General features: G+C 48.9%; 27 protein-coding genes and 1 pseudogene. 15 read left to right on the forward strand and 13 right to left on the reverse strand.

The annotated features are described in order from the left end of the window. Positions 1 to 67: 67 nt before the first annotated feature. Positions 68 to 1,069 (reverse strand): TAXI family TRAP transporter solute-binding subunit, encoded by a 1,002-nt coding sequence (locus EDM52_RS11755; protein WP_122909165.1) that lies wholly within the window; start codon positions 1,067 to 1,069, stop codon positions 68 to 70. Between the two features lie 140 nt (positions 1,070 to 1,209). Between EDM52_RS11755 and EDM52_RS11760 the strand changes: the two genes are divergently transcribed. The 3 genes from EDM52_RS11760 to EDM52_RS11770 all read left to right on the forward strand — a co-directional run bounded on the left by EDM52_RS11760 (position 1,210) and on the right by EDM52_RS11770 (position 4,656). Continuing rightward, the gene (locus EDM52_RS11760; protein WP_122909166.1) at positions 1,210 to 2,496 is read left to right on the forward strand and encodes a sensor histidine kinase; all 1,287 of its coding nucleotides are present in this window, start codon (positions 1,210 to 1,212) and stop codon (positions 2,494 to 2,496) included. A gap of 111 nt (positions 2,497 to 2,607) precedes the next feature. Next, positions 2,608 to 3,531 carry a response regulator gene (locus EDM52_RS11765; protein WP_122909276.1) on the forward strand — a complete coding sequence of 308 codons (924 nt, stop codon included), beginning with the start codon at positions 2,608 to 2,610 and terminating at the stop codon, positions 3,529 to 3,531. Positions 3,532 to 3,600: 69 nt separating this feature from the next. Then, positions 3,601 to 4,656 (forward strand): tetraprenyl-beta-curcumene synthase family protein, encoded by a 1,056-nt coding sequence (locus tag EDM52_RS11770; protein ID WP_122909167.1) that lies wholly within the window; start codon positions 3,601 to 3,603, stop codon positions 4,654 to 4,656. Between the two features lie 10 nt (positions 4,657 to 4,666). Here the strand turns inward: EDM52_RS11770 and EDM52_RS24655 are convergent, their stop codons facing one another. Next, positions 4,667 to 4,840 carry a DUF5325 family protein gene (locus tag EDM52_RS24655; RefSeq protein WP_183185008.1) on the reverse strand — a complete coding sequence of 58 codons (174 nt, stop codon included), beginning with the start codon at positions 4,838 to 4,840 and terminating at the stop codon, positions 4,667 to 4,669. Between the two features lie 118 nt (positions 4,841 to 4,958). Here EDM52_RS24655 and EDM52_RS11775 point away from each other — a divergent pair, with 118 nt between their 5' ends. Together EDM52_RS11775 and EDM52_RS11780 are read left to right on the forward strand one after the other, a co-directional pair. After that, complete coding sequence (locus tag EDM52_RS11775; protein ID WP_122909168.1) at positions 4,959 to 5,579, forward strand: PilZ domain-containing protein; 621 nt, start codon at positions 4,959 to 4,961, stop codon at positions 5,577 to 5,579. Positions 5,580 to 5,709: 130 nt separating this feature from the next. Next, a complete protein-coding gene (locus EDM52_RS11780) occupies positions 5,710 to 5,997 on the forward strand; it encodes a PQQ-dependent sugar dehydrogenase (RefSeq protein WP_245996814.1) in 288 nt (95 codons plus the stop codon). Between the two features lie 17 nt (positions 5,998 to 6,014). Here the strand turns inward: EDM52_RS11780 and EDM52_RS11785 are convergent, their stop codons facing one another. Beyond that, positions 6,015 to 7,154, reverse strand: coding sequence for a winged helix-turn-helix domain-containing protein (locus EDM52_RS11785; RefSeq protein WP_122909170.1), 1,140 nt, complete (start codon positions 7,152 to 7,154; stop codon positions 6,015 to 6,017). A 3-nt stretch (positions 7,155 to 7,157) separates the two neighbouring features. Beyond that, complete coding sequence (locus EDM52_RS11790; protein ID WP_122909171.1) at positions 7,158 to 8,882, reverse strand: sigma 54-interacting transcriptional regulator; 1,725 nt, start codon at positions 8,880 to 8,882, stop codon at positions 7,158 to 7,160. Between the two features lie 217 nt (positions 8,883 to 9,099). On the opposite strand from EDM52_RS11790, the gene EDM52_RS11795 reads away from it, so the two are divergent. The 5 genes from EDM52_RS11795 to EDM52_RS24660 all read left to right on the forward strand — a co-directional run bounded on the left by EDM52_RS11795 (position 9,100) and on the right by EDM52_RS24660 (position 14,414). Beyond that, positions 9,100 to 10,020 (forward strand): proline dehydrogenase family protein, encoded by a 921-nt coding sequence (locus tag EDM52_RS11795; protein ID WP_122909172.1) that lies wholly within the window; start codon positions 9,100 to 9,102, stop codon positions 10,018 to 10,020. 175 nt (positions 10,021 to 10,195) lie between these two features. Then, positions 10,196 to 11,527, forward strand: coding sequence for a branched-chain amino acid transport system II carrier protein (brnQ, locus tag EDM52_RS11800; protein WP_122909173.1), 1,332 nt, complete (start codon positions 10,196 to 10,198; stop codon positions 11,525 to 11,527). A 276-nt stretch (positions 11,528 to 11,803) separates the two neighbouring features. Next, positions 11,804 to 12,499 carry a response regulator transcription factor gene (locus EDM52_RS11805; RefSeq protein ID WP_122909174.1) on the forward strand — a complete coding sequence of 232 codons (696 nt, stop codon included), beginning with the start codon at positions 11,804 to 11,806 and terminating at the stop codon, positions 12,497 to 12,499. Next, positions 12,499 to 13,944 carry a sensor histidine kinase gene (locus EDM52_RS11810; protein ID WP_122909175.1) on the forward strand — a complete coding sequence of 482 codons (1,446 nt, stop codon included), beginning with the start codon at positions 12,499 to 12,501 and terminating at the stop codon, positions 13,942 to 13,944. The genes EDM52_RS11805 and EDM52_RS11810 overlap by 1 nt, the downstream gene beginning before the upstream one ends. A 149-nt stretch (positions 13,945 to 14,093) precedes the next feature. Then, positions 14,094 to 14,414 (forward strand): hypothetical protein, encoded by a 321-nt coding sequence (locus tag EDM52_RS24660; RefSeq protein WP_183185012.1) that lies wholly within the window; start codon positions 14,094 to 14,096, stop codon positions 14,412 to 14,414. Positions 14,415 to 14,568: 154 nt separating this feature from the next. On the opposite strand, the gene EDM52_RS11820 is transcribed toward EDM52_RS24660, so the two are convergent. The 3 genes from EDM52_RS11820 to EDM52_RS11830 form a co-directional block, all read right to left on the reverse strand. Next, the gene (locus EDM52_RS11820) at positions 14,569 to 15,480 is read right to left on the reverse strand and encodes a DMT family transporter (RefSeq protein ID WP_122909177.1); all 912 of its coding nucleotides are present in this window, start codon (positions 15,478 to 15,480) and stop codon (positions 14,569 to 14,571) included. Between the two features lie 127 nt (positions 15,481 to 15,607). Then, positions 15,608 to 16,138, reverse strand: a complete 531-nt coding sequence (locus EDM52_RS11825; protein ID WP_122909178.1) for a GNAT family N-acetyltransferase — start codon at positions 16,136 to 16,138, stop codon at positions 15,608 to 15,610. Beyond that, on the reverse strand, positions 16,135 to 16,326 hold the full coding sequence (locus EDM52_RS11830) for a DinB family protein (protein WP_245996815.1): 192 nt from the start codon (positions 16,324 to 16,326) through the stop codon (positions 16,135 to 16,137). Before EDM52_RS11830 ends, EDM52_RS11825 begins: the two co-directional genes overlap by 4 nt. 170 nt (positions 16,327 to 16,496) lie before the next feature. Between EDM52_RS11830 and EDM52_RS11835 the strand changes: the two genes are divergently transcribed. After that, positions 16,497 to 16,904, forward strand: coding sequence for an acyl-CoA thioesterase (locus EDM52_RS11835; RefSeq protein ID WP_122909180.1), 408 nt, complete (start codon positions 16,497 to 16,499; stop codon positions 16,902 to 16,904). Between the two features lie 68 nt (positions 16,905 to 16,972). Then, the gene (locus EDM52_RS11840) at positions 16,973 to 17,683 is read left to right on the forward strand and encodes an HAD family hydrolase (protein ID WP_122909181.1); all 711 of its coding nucleotides are present in this window, start codon (positions 16,973 to 16,975) and stop codon (positions 17,681 to 17,683) included. A gap of 134 nt (positions 17,684 to 17,817) precedes the next feature. Here EDM52_RS11840 and EDM52_RS11845 read toward each other — a convergent pair whose 3' ends face one another. Beyond that, positions 17,818 to 18,699: a YitT family protein gene (locus EDM52_RS11845; RefSeq protein ID WP_122909182.1), complete on the reverse strand. Its 882-nt coding sequence runs from the start codon at positions 18,697 to 18,699 to the stop codon at positions 17,818 to 17,820. Positions 18,700 to 18,916: 217 nt separating this feature from the next. Between EDM52_RS11845 and EDM52_RS11850 the strand changes: the two genes are divergently transcribed. After that, a complete protein-coding gene (locus EDM52_RS11850; RefSeq protein ID WP_122909183.1) occupies positions 18,917 to 19,384 on the forward strand; it encodes an SRPBCC family protein in 468 nt (155 codons plus the stop codon). Positions 19,385 to 19,675: 291 nt separating this feature from the next. On the opposite strand, the gene eutH is transcribed toward EDM52_RS11850, so the two are convergent. The 3 genes from eutH to EDM52_RS11865 form a co-directional block, all read right to left on the reverse strand. Continuing rightward, complete coding sequence (gene eutH, locus EDM52_RS11855; RefSeq protein ID WP_122909184.1) at positions 19,676 to 20,953, reverse strand: ethanolamine utilization protein EutH; 1,278 nt, start codon at positions 20,951 to 20,953, stop codon at positions 19,676 to 19,678. A gap of 378 nt (positions 20,954 to 21,331) precedes the next feature. After that, the gene (locus EDM52_RS11860; RefSeq protein ID WP_048031362.1) at positions 21,332 to 21,532 is read right to left on the reverse strand and encodes a cold-shock protein; all 201 of its coding nucleotides are present in this window, start codon (positions 21,530 to 21,532) and stop codon (positions 21,332 to 21,334) included. A gap of 311 nt (positions 21,533 to 21,843) precedes the next feature. Then, a complete protein-coding gene (locus tag EDM52_RS11865; protein WP_122909185.1) occupies positions 21,844 to 22,443 on the reverse strand; it encodes a nitroreductase family protein in 600 nt (199 codons plus the stop codon). A 214-nt stretch (positions 22,444 to 22,657) separates the two neighbouring features. On the opposite strand from EDM52_RS11865, the gene EDM52_RS11870 reads away from it, so the two are divergent. Next, the gene (locus EDM52_RS11870; protein WP_122909186.1) at positions 22,658 to 23,320 is read left to right on the forward strand and encodes a futalosine hydrolase; all 663 of its coding nucleotides are present in this window, start codon (positions 22,658 to 22,660) and stop codon (positions 23,318 to 23,320) included. Further along, the gene (locus tag EDM52_RS11875) at positions 23,317 to 24,150 is read left to right on the forward strand and encodes a 1,4-dihydroxy-6-naphtoate synthase (protein ID WP_122909187.1); all 834 of its coding nucleotides are present in this window, start codon (positions 23,317 to 23,319) and stop codon (positions 24,148 to 24,150) included. The genes EDM52_RS11870 and EDM52_RS11875 overlap by 4 nt, the downstream gene beginning before the upstream one ends. A 46-nt stretch (positions 24,151 to 24,196) precedes the next feature. On the opposite strand, the gene EDM52_RS11880 is transcribed toward EDM52_RS11875, so the two are convergent. Both EDM52_RS11880 and EDM52_RS11885 read right to left on the reverse strand, forming a co-directional pair. Then, positions 24,197 to 25,657 carry a copper amine oxidase N-terminal domain-containing protein gene (locus EDM52_RS11880; RefSeq protein ID WP_122909188.1) on the reverse strand — a complete coding sequence of 487 codons (1,461 nt, stop codon included), beginning with the start codon at positions 25,655 to 25,657 and terminating at the stop codon, positions 24,197 to 24,199. Positions 25,658 to 25,794: 137 nt separating this feature from the next. Then, positions 25,795 to 25,959 (reverse strand): annotated as a pseudogene (locus EDM52_RS11885) (superoxide dismutase family protein); the annotation flags it as partial. Between the last annotated feature and the right edge of the window lie 3 nt (positions 25,960 to 25,962).

The following is a 25,962-nucleotide window of genomic DNA, read 5'->3' on the forward strand; positions in this document are numbered from 1 at the left end:
GGTGAAAAGGCGGAGCCGTGTCCGCCTTTTCTGCCTTCCTTCTTGCTTGTTGGCAATCATGAAGGTTTTATTTCACGCCTTTTTCATCAAAGTATTTCTTCGCACCAGGGTGAACAGGAACGCTTACACCAGCAAGTGCATTTTCCAGCTTGATTTCTTTTGCTTTTGCATGACCGAGCTTATCTGTATTTTCAAAAATGGCTTTGGTTACTTTATAGACGAGATCTTCACTCAGGTCAGTACGGATAACCAGCATGGATTTGACGGATACAGTAGCAATCTCATCCGGAACGGTTTGGTACGTATTGCCTGGGATCACGGTTTTTACATAGAATGGATATTTTGCGATGATGGCATCAATTTTGTCAGCATCGATTGGGATGATTTTTACGCCTTTGGTCGCAGCCAGTTCTGTGATCGCAGCAGTTGGTGTTCCAGCGGTTTGGAAAGCAGCGTCCAGCTGACCATCTTGAATGGCTTTTGCAGAGTCAGCAAAAGAGAGGCGCTGCAGTTGCGTATCTTCAAATTTCAGGCCGTATGCTTCCAGGATTTGTTGAGCATTCATTTCGGTACCGCTTCCAGGAGCACCTACAGAGACGCGCTTGCCTTTCAGGTCAGCTACGCTGTTGATGTTGCTGTCCGCAGAGACAACGATTTGAATGGTTTCATCATAGAGAGCACCCAATGCCTGGAATGCGTCGATTTTTCCATCTTGCTCAAACATTGCGGTACCATTTACGGCGTATTCCGCGATATCGTTTTGAATAAAGGCAATATCTGCTTGCTTGTCGCGCAGAAGGCGTACGTTTTCGGCAGAAGCACCGGTTGATTGGGCCGTTGCAGTCACGCCTGCATTTTTCGTGATGTGGTCAGCCATACCGCCACCCAATGGGTAGTAGGTTCCGCCAGTACCGCCGGTAGCGATGACGAGTTGGCTAGGATCATTGCTGCCGCCAGCACTTCCGCCACCTGTGTTTCCACCACCAGCATTGCCGCCGCCGCCACAGGCAGTGACGAGAGAAACAGTAAGGAGTAACGTTAATGAGAGAAGCAAACTACGTTTTTTCAAGTGAATTCCCCCTGTCTTTTTTTCGCTGAACAATCGTTCATTAGCCATTGTATGGTCCGGCCTATAAAAAACTACAAAAATCTATAAAAAAATATAGTAAAATAGATTAGATACTAGTAGAAAGAGCGGTTGAAGCACGTATGCGTTTTCGAGAAAGCATCTCCATCTTGTTCATCATGCTGATAGCGGTTCCGGTTGCAGGTGAGCTCAAATTTCACCCGTTTCAGGATGATTTCCGCGTCAGCTTTGGCACGACAGCCTTTTTCTTTTTTCTGCTTTGGCTACGCCCATCCTTGCTGGCTGGGATGCTGACCGGAGCAGTGGTCGTTCTGTTTCGGTGTATGCTGGACTGGATCAACATGGACGAGTTTGTGTGGAATTACTCTCTCCAAATGCATATGCCTGCCTTCTTTTTTTACGCTACATTTGCCTCCCTGTTCTCTCTCTTTCGCGTAAATGATTTGCATCATCGTCCGTTGTGGGTTGGATTGCTTGGGACCATTGCCGAAATCGGGGCGAACATGGTCGAGCTCTCCTTTCGTGCCCCCAATTGGGCTCATGTCATCCAGCTCTCCTTCATCGGCCCGATTGCCGTCATTGCTCTGATTCGCAGTTTTTTTGTATTAAGCTTCTTTAATATGATCAAATTGCGGCAAGCAATCTGGAAAAAAGAGGAGGAGCGTCATCGCAATGAACGCGTGCTCATGCTCGTCTCCAATCTGTACGAAGAATCCATACATCTTCAGAAAACGTTGTCGCAGGTGGAGGATATCACACGTGATTGCTACGAGCTGTACAGGGAAATGAAGGATCAGCCGCAGCAGGGCGATAGTGAACGCTATGCCCGCCAGATGCTGATGATTGCCGGTCAGGTGCATGAGGTGAAAAAGGACAACCAGCGAATCTATGCAGGTCTGTCCAAGCTGATCTCGGATGAAAACGTGCGCGATTACATGCCGCTTGGCGAGTTGATTTCCATTATCGTGCGCGCACAAGAGAAGTACGCAAAAATGCTGGACAAGGACATTCGTTTTGAAGTCAACGTCGATGCTCCCTACCTGGCTTGTCACATCTATACTACCTTGTCCCTGGTGAACAATCTCGTAGCGAACGCGGTTGAAGCGATTGAGGATAGGGGAATGGTGTCCATTGTAGCGACGATCGACGAATCGAAAGAATGGGTTCAATTTTCGGTTGCCGATGACGGGCCAGGTATTTCGGTCAAAGACAAGGAGCTCTTGTTCATGCCGGGCTATACGACGAAGTACGATGTTTCAGGCAAACCCTCCACAGGAATCGGGCTTTGCTATGTAAAGGAAGTCATGGACAATCTGCACGGACACATTGAGATTTCCGAGCAGGCAGAAAAATTCGCCACCGTGTTTACGATCCGTCTGCCCAATGCAAGCATCGTGCAAAAAAGGTAATGAGCTACAAGCTACAGGTTCCTCTCGTAATGGGCAATGGAGTTGTCCGAGATGTATATGGATCTCCCGCATAGCGGGGACGCTTTTCACAGAAAAAAGGGTGAAGAATACATGCGTTTTTTCATTGTTGACGACGATCCGGCCATCCGATCCATGTTGGCACAGATCATTGAGGATGCAGACCTCGGAGTCATTTGCGGGGAAGCGGAAGATGGCATGAACATTGATCTTGATTTTTTGGAATGGAAACGAGTCGATATCCTGCTCATCGATTTGCTGATGCCCAAGCGGGACGGCATCGAGACGGTCCGCGAGCTGCGTGGCTTTAACGGCAAGATGGTCATGATCTCGCAGATTGAAACCAAGGAAATGATCGCTGAAGCGTATTCGTACGGCATCGAATACTATGTGACCAAGCCGATCAATCGGCTGGAGGTCATCAGTGTTTTGAAAAAAGTGAAGGAACGCCTGCTTCTGGAACAGTCTATTGAGGGAATCCAGCGCTCGCTTCAGGTATTATCCGGACACACTCCTGCACAAGCGAGCAAAAAAGACGCGGAATCAGAATCCAATCTCTTGTCTTCGACCAAGTTTTTGCTGACGGAGCTGGGCATGATCAGTGAGAACGGAAGCAAGGATTTGTTGGCGATCATGGATTCCTTGCATCAGTGGGAAAAAGAGAACGCGGGAGACAACCGATTTCCATCCATGAAGGAGATTTTTATCCGTGTTGCTACATTAAAGCTGAATACGACGGATGAATCCCAGATCAACAAAGAGGTCAAGGCAGCGGAGCAGCGTGTGCGCAGAGCCATCTATCAGGCACTGACGCATCTGGCTTCACTGGGACTTACCGATTACAACAACCCCAAATTCGAAACCTACGCGGCTACCTTCTTTGATTTTGTTGAAGTGCGAAAGCGCATGATGGAGCTGGAGAGCAAAACCGATTCAACCATTTCTACAGCCCGTATCAATACAAAAAAGTTCCTCTTCGTGCTGTATTTCGAATCCAAAAGTCGCATCGGATTATAGGGGATGTATTTTGGAGCTGGGCAACAAATGTGGTAAGATAACACTATTGTTGTGAAGGGAGGGATGTTCGTGAGCGAACTACGTAATCCGTGGCAGCTGCTATACCGGGTTTATCGTTATGTACAGCCTGTATTGGAACGGGAGTTTGCCGCCTGGTATAAGCGGGCCGAGTCGATTCCCAACCCTGAATTGAGAAAACAGGCATTGGACAGCATGAACACGAAAAAATTCCACTGCCAAGGTGGCTGTGTATATGCGGCACAAGTGATTTCTCACGTCGAGACGATCGTACCGCTGATCGTGGCTTATCAAACCATCAGTGATTATCTGGACAACCTGTGTGATCGCAGCACCTCGCTGGACCCGGTAGACTTCCGGCAGCTGCATGTGTCCATGCAGGATGCACTGACACCAGGAGCGCCATTGCGCAATTACTATCAATACCGGGAAGAGCAGGATGACGGCGGATATTTGGCAAGTCTGGTCCAGACCTGTCAACATTACGCGGCGCAAATTCCTGCCTATGACAAGATTCAGCCTCGCGTACTGGAATTTTCGGTCCTTTACAGCGACCTTCAGGTGTACAAGCATATTCATCCAGCATTGCGGGAGAACGAACTGCTGGCCTGGTGGGACACACATAAGGAACAGCATGCGAATCTGCATTGGCAGGAGTTTGCGGCTGTAACGGGTTCGACGATCGGCATCTTTGCTTTGTTTTGTCTGGCTACAGATGCGGACCTCGGACAGGAGCAGGTCGATGAGGTCAGCAAGGCATACTTTCCATGGCTCTGCGGCTTGCACATCCTCCTTGACTACTTGATCGATTTGGAAGAAGATCGACTAGGTGGGGATCTCAATTTCGTCTCTTACTATGAATCGGAGGAAGAGGCGACTGATCGCTTGCAGTACTTTATCAAACAAGCAAAGGCAAGCGTCAGACGCTTGCCGAATCCTGCATTTCACCGTATGATCGTAGACGGATTAGTTGCCTTTTATCTCGCTGATCGCAAAGTGAATCGTACACAGCCGCGCATTTACACGATTGCTAGACAACTTTTGAAGCAGGCGAAGGGGCTGCCCGCTGTGCTTTTTTATGTGAACAGCCTTTTGGTCCGTCGTTAGGCAGCCATGGCTAGCGCATGTGCTTGCGCTTGTACGAAAAGCCGAATCCCATCAGCGCGAAGGCAACGACAAAGCAGCCGATAATACCAAGGATGCTTTTTTCTCCAATGGATATGCCAACTCCGATGAGACAGGCGGTTACGCTTAGGGCTAAAGCGAGTGTAACCAGTTGATAACGATTCATCGGTCAGTAACCTCCTATCTGTCAATGCTATCATTATACCTTATTTTCCGTGAAAAACATCCCAGTAAGATTCCGGAAAACCCCGGTACATTATAGAGTGAATTGGTGGAGACCTTAGATGGAAAGCATGATACAAATTAAAAGAGGAAATCACACGATAGAAGGTATCGTTACTTATGAAGAAGGTGACTTGGTAGAGGCCCTTTTTTCCTGTGAGGTGGAAGTAACGGTAGGTGATCAGCTAAGATGCTTGCTTACTGCTGACTATGAGACGATCTCAACCTTTGATGCCGTGGTAGTAGCCAAGGACAAGCGCAAGCTCTTTTTGTTTCACTCCCCTACGGCTACGGAGTTTCGGGAGCAGCGTCGCCGCTATCCGAGATTTGAAATGAAGCTAAAAGGTTGGCTCCAGTATCGGACACAGGAGCCGATCTCCTTGTTATCGCTGAATAACCAGATGGTGGATCTGGTGAACCTGAGTCTGGGGGGACTGGCTTTGCGCACAGACCGAGAAATACCGGATGATCAACCGATTTACTTTTCGGCAGAACTGTACGGCCGCAACCGCCCGGATGGCCTAATCAAGGCGGAGCTGAGCATCATCCATGAGCGTTTCGTCGCACCTTACCGGCTATACGGCTGTACGATAAAAGGGATCAATGCCCGTCATTTTCACAACTTGCGCAAATACATCCTGCACCGGCAATTAGAAGAACGTCGGGGGATTCAGATGGAATAAACTCGCGGTCACTCCCATTCTCTTGGCATGGGGGTGTTTTTGTAACTATACAAGGAAAGGGAGTCGTCTATGAAAGCAAAGTGGTTTACATTGGCGCTCGTACTGGTAGTCAGTCTGTTTGTCATGGCCTGTGAAGAGAGGAGTGTTGGTCCGGTACAAACAGCAAGGTCCCTGGGCGGGGCAGCTATTGATTGCCAATCTGCGCGGGGATCAAATGCTGCGCATCCAGCTTGACCCGCAGCAGCCAGATCGGGTGCTGCAGACATCAACTTTATTCCATGAAGAATACGGACGAATTCGCGATGTGCTGGAAGCGGAAGATGGATCGATTTACTTCATGACGAACAATCGGGATGGTCGGGGGAGGCCGCGTGCTTCGGACGATCAAATCATCCGACTCATCCCCCGTTTCCTTTAGAATTGCAAAGGTGTCCCTCAGACCGAGTTGGAGAACAGCTCGGTTATTTCTTTGCGCAGAGCCTCGAATTGATATTCCTGTGCCAGCTCGCGCCATTTGACTTCATATTTGCGCTGCCATTCGAGGTCATGGATGAGATTCTGATAAAAGAAGAGAATATTTCGCACGGCATAGATGAGATGAGGGACAAAACGTGTGGCTAAAATCACCTCTATGGCTTCGTCCACGACTTGACGGGCTTCGCTTTGTCTGTTCCGCAGATACAGGCAAAACCCTCGCAATAGTGTAAAGGTCCCCAATTCCCGTTGCATGGGTACTTCCTGAAGGCGCTCCATTGCTTGCTCTACGATTGCTTCCACGGAATCCAGCCGACCTGTCAGAAGATCAAGCGAACATTGCTGGGATTGGAAAAAGAGGATAAAGCTTTTCGAATTGATGGTCTCCAGGAGCGGATAGGATGCTTCCAGCTGATTTTTCGCACGCTCGTATTCCCCATTCTGGGCAAGGAGACCAATCGATGCAATCTGCAGCTCGAGCCGAAAAGAATCTGGCATTTTCGGCAGGTAGGGCTGGATTTTTTCCAGGATTTCCATACTTGGTTGTGGATCAGCCTGGACCATGTAGTATACGTGGAAGAGATAAAACAGTTTTTCAGGCAAAGGAAAGGGATGTCGAACAAACCAGGAAAAATCACCGCGTACAAATGGAAGATAGACCTCATAGTACGGATCCAGCTGAAAACCAAGGACATCCTGATGGGAGGCAAGGGTATGCATGGCGGCTCCCATCCCCATCCCGTGATACGTTTCAAGCATACTGCGCACATTTTTCGAGAAATCCTGGTTGAAGGTAGCCGGCTTTGGCAAGTGATTGATCTTCCAATGCAAGCGATAACCGACACCTCGAACCGTCTCAATGGTGAACAAGTGCGACCATTTGGTCAGCTTTCGGCGCAGCCTATAGATGTGATCATCTACGGTCCGGTCTGTCGGCTCCTCCATTGCCCACACGCGATCAAGCAGTTCATCCCGGGAAAACGTGCGGTTCTTCCAATTGTACAAGTAGTGCAGCAGGGCGTATTCCTTGGGCAGCAGTGATATGGTCTGGTCAGCGTAGCGGACTTGAAAGGTATCGTCGAACCACTCGATCAACTCCATTGGCTACGCCTCCCCATCCAGCTGGTATTTCCTCAATTTGTTGTATAAGGTGCCTCGCGAAATTCCCAACAGGTCAGCAGCCGCTTTTTTGTTTCCATAGGTTCTTTCCAGCGCAGCCTGGATCCGCTCTCTTTCACTGTCAGGAGATGTGTAGCCATAGGCGGATCGGGACGTGTATGGCTGTACTGCTCCACCTGTAGATCCACCAGCATTCCCAGCAAAAGCAGGCAGCTTGCGTTGGCCAAGAGCATGATCCGATTGAAAACGGACGACGGTCGGAAGGTGATCCGGCAGAATGACTCCATTTTCCTGTAAAATAGAAAGGCGCTCGATCACATTGCGCAGCTGACGAATGTTGCCAGGCCACTGGTAATCGATCAAGGCTTGCATCACATCCGAGGTGATGCGAGGGACAGGCTGTTCCTGGGCGATGGAGTACTCCTGCAAAAAGAGCTGCACCAGCTCGGGCAGATCTTCCCGACGCTCGCGTAGTGGCGGGATTTCCAGCGAAAAGACATTCAGGCGATAGTACAGATCTTCACGGAATTGGCCCTCAGCCATCATTTGCTCCAGCTGTCTGTTGGTGGCGGCAATGATCCGGGTATTGACGGTAATCGGCTCGGTACCACCCACGCGATAAAACTGCTTTTCCTGAAGCGCGCGCAACAGCTTCACTTGCAGCTCTAACGGCAGCTCCCCAATCTCATCGAGAAACAGTGTTCCTCCATGTGCCAGCTCCAATTTTCCTGGCTTTCCTTTCTTCTCTGCTCCTGTAAATGCTCCGCTGTGATAACCGAACAGCTCGCTCTCAAACAAAGCACCAGGGATCGCCCCGCAGTTGATAGCAATAAAAGGCTTTTCCCGACGTCGGCTCGCTTGATGAATGGCCTTGGCGAACAGCTCCTTGCCTACACCGCTTTCACCGTAAATCAGTACGGTAGCGTCAGTCTGAGCGACTTTTTGAGCAGAGTGAATGGCAGACTGGATAGAAGCCGAATGCCCCTTGATCGAATAAAAAGGATCGTCTGACCCGTGAACGCGATTCATCTCCTGCTGCAGGTTGTGCAGGTGTGCGGTCGTGTGAGCCAGCTCTTCGTTCAATCGCACGAGCTCGGTAATGTCCTGCTCAATGGAAATCGCACCGATGATGGCTCCGTTCCGTACAATCGGTGCGGCGTTGATCAGGACATGGCTGTCCGGACGCGGGATGTGGTAGACCCGGTGGACAGAGGTTCCGTGGCGCAGGGCGTCGAGAAGGCGAATCGACTCGCTGGAGAAATGCTCAGCTAACGAAATGCCGACTACCTTTTCCCGATCAATCTCATAAATCGCTTCAGCAGAGCGGTTCCAGTACTGTACGATGTTTTCCGTATCCACGACGGTAATGGCCTCACTCATGGTGTCCAGCAAGGTGCCAAGGAGCGCAGATTGGTGCTGCGTTACGTTAAAAAAGCAGGTGATCAGATCATGCGGATGGATGATGCCTGTTGGCTGGTACTGGTCATCGACAGTGACAAATGGCATCCAGGTCTGCGTATGCGCAGACTGACAAAGCTCTTGCATGATTTGTCCCAGAGTGGAGGACTCCTGTATGACCGATACTTCAACCTGCTCCGACCCTTGATTCCATACACCTGTTTTTTCTTGAGGGCGTATGCTGACATCAGTGGGGGCGATTGGCGATGCAAGCGTTTTGACAACACTATCCAGAGAGAATAACGGTTTCAAATCATCACTTCCTATCCACACTATAAAGAAGAAATCCGTCTTGCTGAAAATCTTATTACTAATCAAAAGTGTACAGGAATGGACACGTAATGTACACATGTGTATATAGCGATTGTCAAAAAAGACAGGAAACGGCCTATATTTTCCGTGTCAAGTTTTGGCACGCTTCATGCTAATCCTAATGGCATAGAGTACCGTTGAAGGGGAGACATCCGCGATGGAGCAAGCAATGAAGAACTTTTTTCTGTATTTATCCAATAATAAAACCTTAAATGCTGCCGCAAAGAAATGGGGACTTCGTTTTGGAGCAAGTCGCTTCGTATCCGGGGAAACCATCAGCGAAGCCATTCAAGCTGTCCGTCAGTTGAACGAACAAGGCTTGGTTTGCACGCTGGATCATTTGGGTGAATTTGTTTTTAGCGTGGAAGAGGCGAATGAGTCCGCGGACTACTGCATCAAGACGCTCGAAGCGATCCATCAGTCCGGGGTCGATTGCAACCTGTCGCTCAAGATGACTTCTTTAGGACTGGATATCAGTCGGGACCTGTGCATGAACAACATGCGCCGCATTTTAGATGTAGCCAAGAAGAACGGAAACATTTTTGTGCGGATCGACATGGAGGATTATGCACATAACCAGGTGACCATGGATATTTTGGATGAGCTCCTGCAGGACTATGATAATGTAGGAACGGTTATTCAAGCCTATTTGTATAAGGCAGCGGACGATATCGAAAAGCTGAAGGACAAGAAAGTGAACTTCCGCTTGGTAAAAGGGGCGTACAAGGAATCTCCGGAGGTGGCCTATCCAAACAAGCCGGATGTAGACGAGAACTATAAGAAAATCATCAAGCAGCATCTGCTCAATGGCGGATATGCTGCGGTGGCGACACATGATGATGCGATTATCGATTACGTGAAAAAGCTGGTTCAGGAACATAATATCCCGCGAACACAGTTCGAATTTCAGATGCTGTACGGAATCCGTACCCAATCACAAATTGATTTGGCGAAGGAAGGCTACAAAATGCGGGTCTATGTCCCGTACGGCAACGACTGGTATGGATACTTCATGCGTCGTCTGGCGGAAAGTCCTGCGAACGTGAAATTTGTTCTGAAGGGCATGTTCACGAAATAAAAAATGAGGAAAATAAGCAGCACCCTCGGACGTGTTTCTGAGGGTGCTTTGAGTTTTTTGGGGGAAAACGAGAGATACTAACAAAAGTCCTTCCAAGAATCAAAGGTTGATTATTGTTATTAATTTTAGTTATACTATTAAAAATTTTAATAATTACAAACATAGAGGAGACATCATGAGAGAACTATCAAAGAGAGAGACGCTTACTGTGGGGTTAATGCTGTTCGCCCTGTTCTTTGGAGCGGGGAATATGATCTTTCCGCCTGCACTGGGTCAAGCAGCTGGAACGAGTTATTGGTTCGCCATTTTGGGATTTATTATAACCGGGGTGGGCTTGCCGCTGTTAGGGGTTATCGCTGTCGGTTTGGGTGGCGGTAATTTGCAGACGCTTGCTGGCAGGGTACATCCGGTGTTTGCTATTATTTTTACTTTTGTCGTGTATCTGGCGATCGGTCCATTAATGGCTATTCCGCGGACGGGAACCGTAACGTATGAGATGGGGGTTCTGCCTTTCTTGTCTGATGGATGGAAGGCGAGCTGGGTACCCTTGTTTGTCACCACCATTGTCTTCTTTGCCATCACCTATTGGCTATCACTGAATCCGTCCAAGCTCGTGGATCGGATCGGTAAAATATTGACACCTGCTTTGCTGATCATTATCGCAATCATGTTTATCGGAGCAATGGTCAATCCTATGGGAGAAATGGGAACGCCAACCGGGGCATACCTTGAATCTTCTCCGTTTGTCAAAGGATTTTTGGAAGGCTACCTGACGCTTGATGCATTGGCCGCTTTGGTATTCGGGATTGTCGTTACAGCTTCCGTAGAAGCTCGTGGCATCACGGACAAGAAAAGTCTTACAGTCTCTACGATCAAGGCAGCGGTGATCGCAGCGATCGGTTTGGGACTCGTCTACCTGGCTCTCGGCTACATGGGAGCGACAAGCTTTTCACTTGGCCAATCCGACAATGGCGGGCAGATTCTGACTGCCGTCGTACAGCAGCTATTTGGCTCGTTAGGAAATATAGTACTTGGCTTAGCCGTTACATTGGCTTGTCTCACGACCTCAGTCGGCCTGGTTACGGCCTGTGGACGATTTTTCTCCGAACAAATACCGGGGATTTCTTACAGCACCATGATTTTGATCCTCAGTGTGTTTAGTACTGCGGTAGCCAATGTCGGACTGACCCAGCTGATTGCCATCTCTGTTCCGGTATTGATGGCCATCTACCCGATCGCGATCGTGCTGATGCTGCTTTCCTTCCTGCATAACTTCTTCCGTGGCTACAGCTCGGTATATGTGGGAGCCATTCTATTTACGGCGGCAGTCAGTCTGGTCGATGGCGCTTCGATGATGGGGGTGCCTGTCGACAGCATCACGTTGTTTTTCGGGAAGTATCTTCCTTTGTACGGTCAGGGTGTGGGCTGGATTGTACCAGCACTGGCAGGAGGCTTGCTCGGTTTTGTATGGGGCCTTCTTCGCGGACCGCGCAGTCAAGTGGCATAAGAAAATACGATTCTATAGAAAGCAAAGGCTTGAGTGATCAGCCTTTGCTTTTTTATTTTCCAGCTAGTACCATACCTCTAGGACTTCAAACCGTCCACAAGGATGACCATCTATGATAACATAGAAAAGTTAGAAACATGGTTTTCTGGCAAGTGACCATGTACAATGAACAATCGCTGTCTAAAATCTTCACGAACGAAAAGCTGCGAAAAACGCATTGCTTTCGCTAACGAAGCGGCGAAGAGCCTTGTTTTTCGAAAAAGGAGGTTGTGGACTGTGAGTCAAACCAAAGTATTAGTCATAGATGACGATCCCAATGTATGTGAAATCATACGTTTGTACTTTATCAAGCAACAAATCGACCTGGTCGTTGCCCACAACGGCATGCAAGGAATCGAGATGGTGGAATTGGAAAATCCGGATGTGATCGTCCTTGATGTGATGATGCCGGAGATGGACGGTTTTGAGACCTGTCGGGAAATTCGCAAAAAGTGGGATACGCCCATCATTATGCTGACGGCAAAGGACGAAGAGTTCGATCGCGTACTCGGCCTGGAGCTGGGTGCAGACGACTATGTTACAAAGCCGTTCAGCCCCCGCGAGCTGGTAGCGCGCATACGTGCCATATTGCGGCGTTTGCAGCCGAAAGCAAAAGTAGAGGAAGACACGACTTCCGTTCTGACCTTTGATCAATTAACCATCGATCTAGACAAGCGAGAAGTGGTGGCAGCCGGAGAGAAGATCAGCTTCCGCCCCAAAGAGTTTGATCTGCTCGTTCAGATGGCCAAATCACCCGGCAATGTCCTCTCACGGGAGCAATTGCTCGAACAGGTATGGGGTTTTGACTATTTTGGCGATGTTCGCACGATTGATGTGCATATTAAAAAAATCCGACAGCGGTTGGAAAAGCTCCCTTATGAATGCATTCACACCGTTTGGGGAATCGGCTATAAATTCGGGGTGGAAGACTGATGCTAGGGATGTCAAAAAGCATCTTCCGTCGCCTGTTGTACAGCTTTCTGGCAACTGTATTACTTGGATTGGGCATCTCGGGCATTCTGATTTCCATGTCGGCAAGAGAATATTTTTACGATGCAAAAAAAGAAGAATTGCTGCGCATGGCCAAAAATGTGAATGCGGCGATTCTGGAGCGGCCTCGTGTGGACAAGAAGCTGCTGGACATTTTGGCGGAAAAGGACCAGACGTATGATACGCGCATCTGGCTGTTCAATCAGGAAGGAAAAATTGTAGCCACCTCGATGAAGGATGAGGTGTTCACAGGGAAATCCGTAGCTGTCTCGATTGCCGATAATGTGCTGCAAGGGAAAAATGCCGTCACGGAGCTGCAAATCGAAGGATTGGACGATCCGATGCTCTCTGTATCGATTCCTTGGGGTGAGGGAGAAAAGGTGTACGGGGGCATTATCCTGCACGCTCCGATCGAAGGAATTGAACGCACCATTGCGCAAATGCGTGAGACGATCTTGTGGGCAACCCTCTTTGGCGTATTGTTGTCGACTGCGATGGTTTCCTATTTGTCCTGGTCGATATCGAGGCCACTTCGAACTATTGAGCGCACTGCAACCGAGATCGGAAGAGGCAATTATGCGGAGCGGGTACAAGTCAATACCTCAGATGAGATCAACGATTTGGCGCAGACGATCAATACGATGGCAGAGAAGCTGGAGAAGGTCGAGCAGGAGCGTCATCATTTGGAGCAGGTGAGAAATGATTTTCTCGCCAATGTATCCCATGAATTGCGCACGCCTTTGACAGCGATTCAAGGCTTTTTGGAAGCCTTGCAGGACGGGTTGGTCGAGGAAGAAGAAGCGCGGCAGAAGTACTATGCGGTGATGTATTCAGAGACGATGCAAGTCAATCGTCTGGTCGATGATCTGATGGATCTGATGAAGCTGGAAAACAATGAGGTCACACTCGCCAAGTTCCCGGTAGATGTCAGTGATTTGTTGAACAAAATTGCGTTCTCCTTTCATCCAGAGGCCGAAGAAAAGGGCATTTCTCTGGAGGTCGATGTACAGGGGGAATTGCCGAAAATCTACGCTGACCGCGATCGAGTGGCACAAATACTGAAGAACCTGGTGAAGAACGCCCTGAAGTTCACTGAAGAAGGCGAGATTCGCTTGTCTGCGGTAGCAGAGGAGCAGTGGGTCCGGATTCAGGTGACGGACACAGGGGTGGGAATCTCCTCCGATGATTTGCACCGGATCTGGGAGCGATTTTTTAAAGTAGATCGTGGACGCTCCAAGAAAAACAAGGGAACGGGATTGGGACTGGCAATCGTCAAGGAACTGGTGGAGCTGCATGACGGAAAGTGCAGTGTTCACAGTGTGCCAGGGGAAGGAAGCACGTTTACCGTATGGCTGCCTAACGTAGCCGTCTATCGGCAAGCGACCTAGACATTGTCAGTCGGGATGGTCATACTTTTTTCATATTTTGATCATGCTTTTTTCCAATTTCGCTCACAGAATGGTTAACTTTACCCTTTAATCTATAGATGTGACGGTGAGACGGTCACTATGCTAAAGAATGAAAGGGGTAAATAAAGATGAATAAAAAATGGTTTTCACTCGCAGCTGTTGCGTTGTTGTTGTCTGGTAGCTTGGTAGCTTGCTCTAGCGGAGAAACTCCAGAACCAGCTACTCAAGATGGTGTAAATTCCGAAGCTCCAGCTTCTACTGATGCTTCTACTGAAGCTCCTGCTGATGCTTCTACTGAGGCTCCTGCTGACGCTTCTACTGAAGCTCCTGCTGATGCTTCTACCGAAGCACCTGCTGATGCTTCTACTGAGGCTCCTGCCGATGCAGCTACTGAAGCACCTGCTGACGCTTCCACTGAAACACCAGCAGCTGAAACAACTAATCCGTAACTAGTCCATTACGGCGTAGTCAAGATTGTTCGTTTGTACTCCTCTACTTCCCTCCCGGGTTCACATATATCTGAGCTGTCCCATTGTAAGCGTGGGACAGCTTTTTTTTAATAAATGGGAAAAGCTGCCCGAACAAGCCGAGGCAGCTGCTGAATTAAGAATGCTTTTCTTGCTTTGGTTTTGCCTGCTGCAGATTAGAGAGCATTACTCCTAAAAAGATAAAGCAGGCACCGATAAAAAATCCAACTCCAAGATGCTCACTGAGTAATAGCCAGCCAAGAAATGCTCCGACGATTGGCTGGACAAAGAAAAACCCAGCTCCACTTCCAGCATGCATCATTTCAAAGCCTTTGTTCCACAGATAAAAAGCACCTGCTGTGGAAATGATCCCGATGTAGAGAACGCCCATCCAGGTCTGCCAGCTCCACGTCCAGGAAACGGGAGTGACGGAGAGCTCCCAGAGCATGAGCGGGCTGGAAAAGATCAATCCGAACAATGCAGCGTAGGTGGTGACGGCCAGAGATGAGTAGCGCTGTGTCGCCTTTTTGCTGAGCACTGTATACAGCCCCCAGCTGAGAGCCGCAACGAGCAGGATGACGTTCCCGATCATCGAGGTTTCCGTATCAGCTTCACTCGGTACGCCAATGACGATCAGCACCCCGAGCGTTGCGAGCAGAATACCCGCTGTCTGCTGCCAATGTATCCGTTCCTTTAAGAGCCAGACAGCAAAAATGGCGATAAAGGCAGGGGAAGCCGAGGTGATCAACGCACCCATATGGGCAGTAGAAAGCTTGGTCCCCAGAAACTGTGCAGCAATCGAGATGGTCACCCCCACAAAAGCAATGGCCATAAGCAGCGGATATTCTTTTTTTGGGATGTATTCCTTGCGTGCGACCACGAATGCACCTAACACAACGAGGGCAATCCCGAAGCGTAGAATTAACAAGGTGAAAGGCGGAATGACTTCAAGCACCACTTTGCTTACCACGTACACGCCACCCCAAATAGCGGCAGCCAAAGTAAGGCAAATGGCTCCAAACAATTGGTTCTTCCATTGGTTATTCATCTGATAAGGCCCCTCCCGGAATAGTGATACAAGCTTATTCCGTTAGCCGGGGGGACAGTCGTCGTAACCTTCCCTCGCCGGCTAGGAGAGGTTGGGTACATCACATTCGAATCGTGGAGCACGCATGTTATTCACCCCCTGGAATAGACTTCTGGAGCCATTTGGCCACCAAGATTACCGGCTTCACGAGAAGACCTACCGGGCCGCTCACTTGCCGATACTGTTCGTAGCCCAACCTGCCCCAAAAAAGGAGCGCTGGTTCATTTTCGGCGATGGCGCCATGATGAATCTGGGTGCAGCCGTTATCCCGACAGTAGGCTTCCACAATATTGACGGTTTCTCTGCCCAAGCCTTGGCGCTGATAGTCAGAATGAAGCAGAAGCAGACTGATCCAGCTCTTGGGGTCTGTCGGAGTCGAAAGCACCAAGTGCATGACGCCAATCCGTTTGTTCTCCCCTATGATTTGGAGCCAGACGCCGCTGGGAATCGATACGATCGAATCGAATTCACGCTCCAGGTCTGCCAGTGAATAGGCAGCAGTTCCGTTTCTCAACGTATTGTAGGCGGTGTTGCTGGTGAAAACGTCCAAGGCATGAGGCAGATCGGCGCGAGTCAACTCCTGGATCACAAGCCGTTTTCCTGATAGACACAAGCTCACAGATTTCCTCCGTATTTGCGAATCAACCCAATCTGGCCACTGTGGTAGCCCATATGAAAGGTCAGCCTGCCCAATGCCTGACGAGGGGTCAGCTTGCCGATTGGCGCTTCACAGGGAATATCCCAATCCGCCTCAGGCAGGGAAGATAGCGTTTGCAGCAGATGCTCATAGGATTGGTCCTTAAACACGCCAGGTGCCAATTTCCAGGAAAGCTGGTGTTCTTTGCAGGTACAGGTTTATTCTCATTATAAGGGAAAGCAACCAGATAAGAAGTCGTAGATGTGCGAAAATTGCGAATGAACATTCACTCAGTTCGGGTTAAGCAGTATACTAGGGAGAAAGACAAGGAGTGATGGAGATGGAGCATCGGTTTAATCTTACTGTGCGTTCAACCGACATTGACGTGATCGGACATGTAAACAACGCCAAGTACCTGGAGTATATGGAATGGGCCAGGTTTGACTGGATCTGGAAGCAGGGGTTTACACTGGATGAACTGAGACGGCTGGGAATCATGCCGGTGGTAGTCAACATCTCGATCAACTACAGAAAAGAGCTGCGGATGCTGGAAGAAGTGCAGGTCAGAACCACCGTTGTCAAAATAGGCACCAAAAGCTTTGTGATCCGGCATGAGCTGTATAATCAACAAGAAGAGCTGGTAGCGGATGGAGATGTCACGATGGTGATGATCGATGCAAAGACGCGTCGTTCGATTGCCTTGCCTGACGAGCTAACGGTCTCGCTTCAGGAGAATTTGATAAAATAGGATAAAGAAAGAAAAGGGTCCGGGATTGGGCCCTTTATCCATTCTGCACGATAAAAGGAGAGAGGACATTGCAGACATTCAGCACGATTCTATTTGACTTGGATGATACGTTGTTTCACTTTGGAGCTTGCTGGGAAAAAGGCATGCAGTACACGATCAGAACCCATTCGCTAACAGCTGATCTGGATGAGAATGCGGTGCTGGAAGCTTTGCGACGTCACGGGGACCAGCTTTGGATCGATGTCATTGCCAGAAAGTACGACTTCACCCAATATCGCCAGCTTCGACTGCAGCGAGCGTTGGCGGATTTCCAGCGATCCATCGAGCTCGAGGAGGCCGATGATTTTCAACACATGTATGCACAGGCATGTATGGATGCAGTAGAGCCTCATGCAGTGGTGCAGCAGGCGGTGGATCAGCTGGCCAGTCGATTCAGACTGGGGATTGTCACCAACGGACCGGCCGATATGGCGTTCATCAAGCTGAGTCGTTTGGGCTTGTCTGCGTACTTCCCCGATGAGCGGGTTTTCCTCTCCGAGCGAATCGGTTATCACAAGCCTGATTTACGCATCTTTCAAACGGTTTTGAAGCATTTGGACCTAAAGCCAGAAGAGGTGCTTTTCGTCGGAGACAACTGGGAAGCCGATGTTGCCGGGCCGATCGAAGCCGGCATGTCTGCGGTATGGATCAATCCGAATGGTTTGACGGCTGAGACTCATCATCGACCGTTGGCGGTTATCAAGCGTGTGGAGGAGTTGCTGGATGTAGTAGCGGAGTAGAGGGGGCTAAAAAAGAAAAAAGCCTCCCGCGCAAGCGATGCTATTTACGACTGTATCGGAAAACGATTGAAAAATGACTTTCCGATACAGCAGTAATAACCTTCGCTAAACGGGTCAGCTTCTTGGATCCCCTATTAGTGGATGGCACTCTTTTTAAACTGTCCACCTCTGACATCGTGAATGTTGCCGACAGCCAAAAAGGCAGATGGGTCGAGTTCCTCCACGATCAATTTCAGCTTGGCTTCCTCCAAGCGAGTAATGATGCAAAAGACAACTTTTTTATCCTCGCCCGAGTACCCGCCTTCCCCCTTCAGATAGGTGATGCCTCGGCCCAGACGAGCTACGATCGCGTCGCCAACCTCTTTGTAATTGTCGCTAATGATCCAGACAGACTTGGATTCCTGAAAGCCCTCGATGGTCAAATCAATCATTTTGAAGGCGATATAGTAGGCGATGAGCGAGTACATAGCATGGTTCCAGCCGAACACAAATCCGGCGCTGCTCAGGATGAAGACATTCATGAACATGACGATTTCGCCGACAGAGAATGGTGATTTTTTGTTCATAAGCACAGCGACGATTTCTGTGCCGTCGAGCGAACCTCCGTAACGCAGAACAAGACCGACACCGATACCCAGAATAATTCCGCCAAAGACCGCAGCAAGAAGTGGATCGTCCGTTAAGCTAGAGACAGGGTGGAGAAGCGAGGTGCCAATCGACATGACGGTTACACCAAACAAAGTGGAAATAGCAAAGGTTTTGCCCATATGCTTATAGCCGATGAAGAGGAAAGGGAGGTTTAAAATGAATAAGAAGATTCCTAATTTTACTCCGGTTAAATGCGAAGCAATAATCGAGATGCCGACAATTCCACCATCAATAATCTGATTTGGAACCAAAAAAATTTCCAATGCGACCGAAACCAACACAGCTCCGATAAAGATGAAAAATGCACGTCTTAACAGCTTTGATATCGATAATTTTTGATGATTGGCTTTACTGGCTGATTGATCCATCGGTATCCTCCCAATATCTGAATTGCTTGAATTACTTCTATTATATCACCTCAATTGAAAAAATTTGTGCAGGCAGCTGCTTATTGGATAAAAAAGTATTTTTCAACTTTAATGAAATAAAGACATTTGGTATCAAATTCAGAATAAAGCTGGTTGACTGGAAATTACAGGATTGATATGTTCGTACTGATGGACAAACTGGAGGAGGAAGAATGGCATGAGTTCTTTTCAAACAGAGATCGAAATCGCAGCATCAAAGGAGCTCGTCTGGTTGGCTTGGACACAAAGTGAACGAATTACCAAATGGTTCGCCCCGGAGGCGTACTTGGAGCCTAGATTGGGCGGAGCTTATGAGCTGTATTTTACTCCCGGCAATCACGATACGATGGGGACCAAGGGGTGCATCGTCACTCTGTGGGAGCCACAGGAACGTTTGGGCTTTACCTGGAAGGGACCGGATGATTTCGCAGCTGTAATGAATCATGAAGGTGCGTTGACCTACGTACTCGTCTCTTTGTCCGAGCAGGAGGGAGCAACCAAGGTATTGGTGGAACACTTTGGCTGGGGCGATACAGAAGAGTGGGAGAAGGCACGTGCCTGGCATCAGATGGCCTGGTCGCAAGTATTGGGCAGTCTGAAAAAAGCATTGGAAGCAGGAGTAGGGGAATTGTGCTGCACGCCCTAGCCAACTATTAGCAACGCTCTATCCGATGATATGGAAGATTAGAAAACTTGGCTACGCCAAGCTTTTGGCGGAGCCTTAGTTGCACTTATACTATCTTCCGCTAATCTTTTTAGCGCTTTAGTGCACTTAAACTTTCCGATAGTATAAAAAAAGCAGCAGGCATGGACGCGTGTAAGGGTCCTCGCCTGCTGCTTCATCTATTTTTCGGCATGTATTTAGGAAGAGCGGCTTTCCAGACTGGATGAAAAGAGCCATCCACATTTGTGTGGACAGCTCTTTCGTGTGTATGACTTACTCTTTGGTTGCAGCGACTTCGGTGTCACTGGTTGCTTGCTTCTCATCCAGGTATTCGTGGGGACCGATAATGCCCGCTGCCCGATCCTGCTTTTCCAGCTCCAGTGCCTTTGGAACAGAGAGCCAGTAAGCGAGACCGATCGCGATGACACCGGCACTCAGCTTCCCGACAATAACAGGCAAAATGATATTGGGCTGAAAATTGGCCGAGAAGGAAAGGTGATCACCAAGCAGGAAGGCCGCACACACACCAAAGGAGATATTAATGACTTTGTCCTTGGGGGGCATAAAGCGTACCAGGCGGAACATAGCCAGGATATTGGCGATGGTAGCCAGCAAGCCTGCGCTGCCTGTGGGGCTCAATCCGAGACGCATGCCCAATGCTTCCAATGGTTTCGACGCATATTTGCGCAGCAGATAGACCATGGGGAAAGCACCTGCCAGCATAATTCCGATATAACCGGCTGTTTCCAATGCTCGGAACTGGTCCTTCTCATCTGCAATGATCGGGTCAAATCCCCAGGAGCCGCCTATCATAGAGAAAAAGCCGGTAAAGTATTCCACAATGGAGAAGACGAGAACGAGCTTGATTCCAGCATCCATCGTTCTACCGAATATCATAAAGCCTTTGATCATCATGTCCGGCAGGAAGCGCAGCCCCAAGGCAATCGCGACTACAAAGACGAGGATGGGAGACAAGTTCAGCAATACCTGCCCCATTCCGATAGCAAAAGCGTAGGTCGACTCGCCGCTAGCCGCAATCTCGGGACGTACTTGCATGTTGGTCAAAACGAGAATGGCACTGGAAATGAAAGCACCAATCGGAACAGTCAGGATCCCGGACATGATACCGAGCGCCATATACTTATGATCACGTTTGTCGAGCATCGCCAATCCCATTGGAATTGAGAAAACAATGGTAGCTCCAGCCATGAAACCGACGATCAAAGCCATGACCCAGCCTTCGAGGGAGCTTTTCAGCATATTGGCTAGCTGATAGCCTCCCATGTCGGAAGCGAGAATGGCTGTAGCAGCGATCGCTGGATCAGCTCCGATCTGATGGAAAAGCGGGGAGACTGCTTTTTCAACAAACCAGGAAATATACGGGAGGGAAGCCATAATACCCGCGGCAGGTACAAAGATGTAGCCTGTCGAGTGCAAGCCTTCCATGAATTCCTTTCCAAGCCCTGTATCACTGTTGCGAATGGCAGCGATGGCGCCGATGACGGCACAAATCATAATAATGTAAATGATAACGCTTCCAATATGCTCCACGATTGAATCCCACCTTTTTTGCAAGATTTCTCCTGTACTCCTTGTCCGGTACAGGTGCTGTCAGGAAAGGTTGCTTGTTTGTGTCTCGTCCCCCTTTATGCCAGGTAAACAAGGAAGGCGCTTAGGATATCTCGCGAGCGAGAGGTACCTAAGCGCCATTGCTTACTTGTATGAACTTGTGATTGAGATTCTTGGTGGAATCACAGACAGACGATGAACAAAAGAGTGCTGGTATGTAGCCTTAAGCGCCATTGCTTAAGATTAATTATAAAGTGATTATATGGGCTGGCATCCATAGATGTCAACCATTTCTGAATCTTCTTACAAGCGAAGGTATGAAAAAACCCTGCCGAAGCAGGGTTTGTGTTTGTATGCCAATTACAGTTTTACAACGTTCTCAGCTTGTGGTCCGCGGTTGCCTTCTACCACGTTGAATTCAACGCGTTGGCCTTCTTCGAGGGTTTTGAAACCGTCGCCTTGGATAGCGCTGAAGTGAACGAATACATCGTTTCCGCCTTCAACTGCGATGAAGCCATAACCTTTTTCAGCGTTGAACCATTTTACTGTACCTGTTTGCATGGGTGTTACCTCCAAAAAGATAAAATGAATATGCAACTTTTATTTGTTGAAAATAAAAATTCACACATTGGAAAAGGTTCGAACATACATGTAAACCCTTTACAATATGTGAACGCTTGAAAATTTCTTTAATTATCATCATCATATCACAGGCAAAATACAAATGCAAATGGATAAATTGGAAAAAAGCCCACGCCAACTCCGCGAGATGTTGTTGTTCATATGGAATGAAAACGGCACTCCGCGGAGCGTTTGCGTATCGAGCTACAGGCTCCCTAAAAGGAGAGAAGAGAACAGTCCCTTCAAGTCAATCAGGAATAAAATTTGACTCGTTCTTCCAAAGGCTGGAAGGTTTTTTCTCCTGGCTCTGCTGTCGGTTTGCCAAAGGGCATCTGCGCAATCAGCTTCCATGTGGAAGGAAGGTTCCAGGTGCTTGCCACTTCTTCGTCAATCAATGGATTGTAATGTTGCAGAGAGGCACCGAAGCCAGCGTCCTCCAGAGCTGTCCAAACCACGAACTGCAGCATCCCGGATGATTGATTGGACCAGATCGGGAAGTTATCCTTGTAGAGGGCAAATTGATTTTGCATATTTTCTACAACGCTTTGATCTTCAAAGAACAGCACGGTTCCGTAACCGCTTTTGAACGCATTCATCTTTTCTTCGGTGGGTGCAAATTTATCTGCTGGAACGATCTTGCGCAATGTTTCCTTTGTCAGATCCCACAGCTGATCATGCTTCTGGCCGAGCAATACGACCACGCGGGCACTTTGCGAGTTGAAAGCCGACGGCGTGTACTTGACAGCTTCATTGATCAGCTCGTGTAAGGTTTCATCTGAAACAGGACTGTCTTTGCTGATAGCGTAATAGCTTCGTCTGTTTTTTACGGCTGACATAAAATCGCTTCCCATGCTGGATGCCTCCTGTACCTTTTTTTTACCTGCCTGTTTCAGGCGGACTTTCCTTATCATGATGCATGATTGTAAAGGAATTATTCGCTAAATACCGTGTAAGGCAGATAAACTTTGCAAACCGCTTTACATGGCAAGAAAGTAGCGATAACGTGGAGAGTGGAAAGCAGGACAGGCAGGTTGCAGAAATCAAGAAGACAGGGAGTTTGGGCAAATGGAGGCTCAGTGGAAAGAAAGACGCGTGCTGGTCGTCACTTCTGTCGAAGCAGAACGTGAAGCCGTGTGGCGAGGACTTCAGGCGGATAGCCGATTCGAGGTGATTATCGGGGGAGTGGGCCCGATGTCGGCAGCAGCACGGACAGCCAGAGAGTTGGCCAGCCAACCGTATGATCTGGTTGTGTGTGCAGGGATCTGCGGTGGTTTTGTCGGTCGGGCAGATGTCGGTTCGATCGTCGTAGCAAGTGAAATCATCTGTGCCGATCTCGGAGCAGAAACACCGAACGGCTACATGAGTGTGGACGAGCTGGGGTTTGGCTCGGCTCGCATCAGTGTTGACTCTGATCTGTCCGGTAGCTTGACGGCAGCCGTGAAAAAAGCCGGAATTCCAGCCGTTTGTGCTCCTGTTCTCACCTTATCGACGGTTACGGGGACAGCACAGACCACAGCAGAATTGTTGGCTCGTGTGCCAACAGCAGCGGCAGAGGCGATGGAAGGATTTGGGGTGGCTACAGCGGCTCTGGATTTTGGCTTGCCAATTGTGGAATTGCGTGCGGTATCCAATGCAATCGGACCGCGAGATAAATCAGCCTGGCGGATCAAGGAAGCATTAAGTGCGCTGGAGCAAGCAAGTTCAGCATTACGGGAGGTACTACGATGAAAATTGCTTTTTCACCTTGTCCCAATGATACTTTCGTTTTTCACGCATGGGCGCATGGCTTGGTTCCTGGTGCACCTGAACTGGAGATCCAATATGCGGACATCGACATTACGAATACTTTGGCTACCCGTGTAGAAGGGCCAGAGGTAATGAAAATTTCCTACGCGGCATTGCCTTGGGTCTTGAAAGACTATGCCTTGATTCCTTGCGGTGGTGCGCTTGGACGGGGCTGCGGTCCTCTGGTTCTGACCCATGCGGATGGCACAGATCCGTCTGTAATTTCTGGAAAACGCGTAGCTGTACCTAGTGAGCGATCGACTGCCTATCTCCTGTTCCGTTTGTGGGCAGCGCAAAATGTACCGGGTGGTGTAGGAGAAATCGTCGTCATGCCATTCCATGAAATTATGCCTGCCGTGAGAGACGGTCGGATTGATGCTGGTCTGGTCATCCATGAAGCGCGCTTCACCTATCAGAACTACGGTCTATCTTTGCTGCAGGACTTGGGGAGCTGGTGGGAGACAGATACCAATCTGCCGATCCCGCTTGGGGCGATCATTGCCCGCAGACATATGGATCTGGAGGCGCTGACCAAATGGACGCGCGCTTCCGTCGAGTACGCCTGGGCACATCCGGAAGCCTCGCTGGATTACGTGATGCGCCATGCACAGGAGCTGTCTGTCGAAGTGGCAAAAGCGCACATTGACTTATACGTGAATGAGTTCACGCGAGACTTGGGTGAGGATGGTTTCGCAGCCATTACAGCTTTGCTTGGGCGTGCAGCGGAAGAAGGGCTCGTACCGAAAATAGACCTTTCTGCCTTACGCTGGTAGTGAAAGAAAAAAGGGGCGATACAGATCGCCCCTTTGCTGTGTTCAGTTATTCATTGCTGATGATGACGGAATTGGAGTACCCATCCCAGCTGACTGTAGCTCCCAATGCTTCACTGACAAAGCGGATCGGGACCATGGTGGTTTCGTTGTTATACAGGATAGCGGGAACGTCCATCACGATACGTTGGCCGTTTTTGTAAGCGATTTTGGAACCGATCGTCAGATGAATAACATCATTTCCTCTCGTTGCCGTGACGCTCTGCGTCGCTTCGTCCCAGTCTACTTTTGCGCCAAATGCTTCAAAAACAGCGCGCATGGGGACCAGCACACGTGCATTCATCTTGACAGGTGGTTTGCTGTAGCTTTGCAATTGACCATCGATGAAGACGATGATCTGTCCAGTCTGGTTCACGGTATAAAACGTCGAGAGGGATTGAGCGTACTCTTGGCTTTCAGGATCGATCACTTCGATGAACACTGTGTAACCTCCTGTGGTCAGGTTCAGATTTTGAATGATCGTATTCACGTTTGCCGGATTGACCAAAATCCGTCGCACTTCATTGCCCCATGCATCGACGATGACGAGATAGTATTCGTAAACATGGTAGGTGCTGGATACCTGAAGGTTTACTTTGATGGTACCATTGCTATTGACGGTTACACTTCCTGGAAAGCTGGCGCCGCTAGGAATGGAAAACTCGATTTCAGGCGGGGAAATCACCCAGACGACGCTCTTGGAGACGGTTTTGACCCCATTGTGCGACATTTCGAGCTGGACAGTATAGGTGCCAGCTGAGAGTGACAGGTTTTTGGAAGAAATCGTTGGATTCTTGGTTTGTACGGGAATACGCTTGATCAGCTTTCCGTTTTCGCCCAAGATCAGCAGGTTAAATTTCGCCTTTTCGTATTCCGGTGTCAGGTTGATAACGATTTGGATGGAACCTTCATGGATGTTCACATATCCTGGGAAATCGATTTCTTTGATTGTGTTGAAGTAGATGGATTCGGCTTCGGATTGCAGCGTCGATTTGCCGCAGCCTTCTTCTGACACGACCAGACCGATCTGCAAGCCTTCTTCATTCGCTGGCTTGGCTGGCTTATAATTCTTCACTTCGAGTTTCACCAGCATGTCGTCCTTAAGCTCGTCCAGCTCTTTTTTGGGAACGCGAATTTCACCGGTTTTCACCTTGACCTCGATATCATTCCCTTGCAAGTCCTTTGCTCGAACTGTGTCGTTTCGCTGTTTGGCTACGGTTGTCACAGGAACACGAAACAGTTCCTTCCCCTTTTTGCTGGTAAAAATCAGCTCCATTTGTTCGAGGTATTCCGGCTCAACGCGCACATATGCGGAGAGACTGCCATCCTCTTGAACAATGACTTCCTTCAAAAGAGGGGCCACGGGATTGCGGATTGCAAAACAGGCTGCGTCGGCGATGCTGGTCCCCAACGTAGAAAATAAGAACATAAACAGAAGGGCAATGCTGAAAAGTTTTTTGTTCCAAATCATGTTGTAGATCTCCTTTACCAGATGAACTAGATATAATATCGGAATTTATACCTATGCATTTTAGGGAAATGTGCCTATTTTTTTGAAAATGATTAGAAAAAAACACAGAGTCTGTTACTCTGTGTCATGGCTTTCACTTATCCAGCTTGAATGACGCCACATGCCAATCGTTTTCCTGCATTTCCCGAAGGCTGCGAGCGATAGTCATCCGGATTTTGATGGATGATCACGGCCTTGCCGATCACATCTGCTGCGCGGAATCTGTTCGTAAAGAAACTCATTCGTGCGTACCCGTCACTGGAGAC

Source organism: Brevibacillus invocatus, from assembly GCF_003710915.1.
GTDB lineage: Bacteria > Bacillota > Bacilli > Brevibacillales > Brevibacillaceae > Brevibacillus > Brevibacillus invocatus.

Coding starts and splice junctions, on each gene's coding strand:
- EDM52_RS11810 (WP_122909175.1), top strand. CDS start 12,499: ATGCTAGGGATGTCAAAAAGCATCTTCCGTCGCCTGTTGTACAGCTTT.
- EDM52_RS11870 (WP_122909186.1), top strand. CDS start 22,658: ATGGAGGCTCAGTGGAAAGAAAGACGCGTGCTGGTCGTCACTTCTGTC.
- EDM52_RS24655 (WP_183185008.1), bottom strand. CDS start 4,840: ATGAATCGTTATCAACTGGTTACACTCGCTTTAGCCCTAAGCGTAACC.
- EDM52_RS11760 (WP_122909166.1), top strand. CDS start 1,210: ATGCGTTTTCGAGAAAGCATCTCCATCTTGTTCATCATGCTGATAGCG.
- EDM52_RS24660 (WP_183185012.1), top strand. CDS start 14,094: ATGAATAAAAAATGGTTTTCACTCGCAGCTGTTGCGTTGTTGTTGTCT.
- EDM52_RS11775 (WP_122909168.1), top strand. CDS start 4,959: ATGGAAAGCATGATACAAATTAAAAGAGGAAATCACACGATAGAAGGT.
- EDM52_RS11845 (WP_122909182.1), bottom strand. CDS start 18,699: ATGGATCAATCAGCCAGTAAAGCCAATCATCAAAAATTATCGATATCA.
- brnQ (WP_122909173.1), top strand. CDS start 10,196: ATGAGAGAACTATCAAAGAGAGAGACGCTTACTGTGGGGTTAATGCTG.
- EDM52_RS11765 (WP_122909276.1), top strand. CDS start 2,608: ATGCGTTTTTTCATTGTTGACGACGATCCGGCCATCCGATCCATGTTG.
- EDM52_RS11835 (WP_122909180.1), top strand. CDS start 16,497: ATGGAGCATCGGTTTAATCTTACTGTGCGTTCAACCGACATTGACGTG.
- EDM52_RS11785 (WP_122909170.1), bottom strand. CDS start 7,154: ATGGAGTTGATCGAGTGGTTCGACGATACCTTTCAAGTCCGCTACGCT.
- EDM52_RS11795 (WP_122909172.1), top strand. CDS start 9,100: ATGGAGCAAGCAATGAAGAACTTTTTTCTGTATTTATCCAATAATAAA.
- EDM52_RS11820 (WP_122909177.1), bottom strand. CDS start 15,480: ATGAATAACCAATGGAAGAACCAATTGTTTGGAGCCATTTGCCTTACT.
- EDM52_RS11860 (WP_048031362.1), bottom strand. CDS start 21,532: ATGCAAACAGGTACAGTAAAATGGTTCAACGCTGAAAAAGGTTATGGC.
- EDM52_RS11865 (WP_122909185.1), bottom strand. CDS start 22,443: ATGGGAAGCGATTTTATGTCAGCCGTAAAAAACAGACGAAGCTATTAC.
- EDM52_RS11880 (WP_122909188.1), bottom strand. CDS start 25,657: ATGATTTGGAACAAAAAACTTTTCAGCATTGCCCTTCTGTTTATGTTC.
- EDM52_RS11875 (WP_122909187.1), top strand. CDS start 23,317: ATGAAAATTGCTTTTTCACCTTGTCCCAATGATACTTTCGTTTTTCAC.
- EDM52_RS11850 (WP_122909183.1), top strand. CDS start 18,917: ATGAGTTCTTTTCAAACAGAGATCGAAATCGCAGCATCAAAGGAGCTC.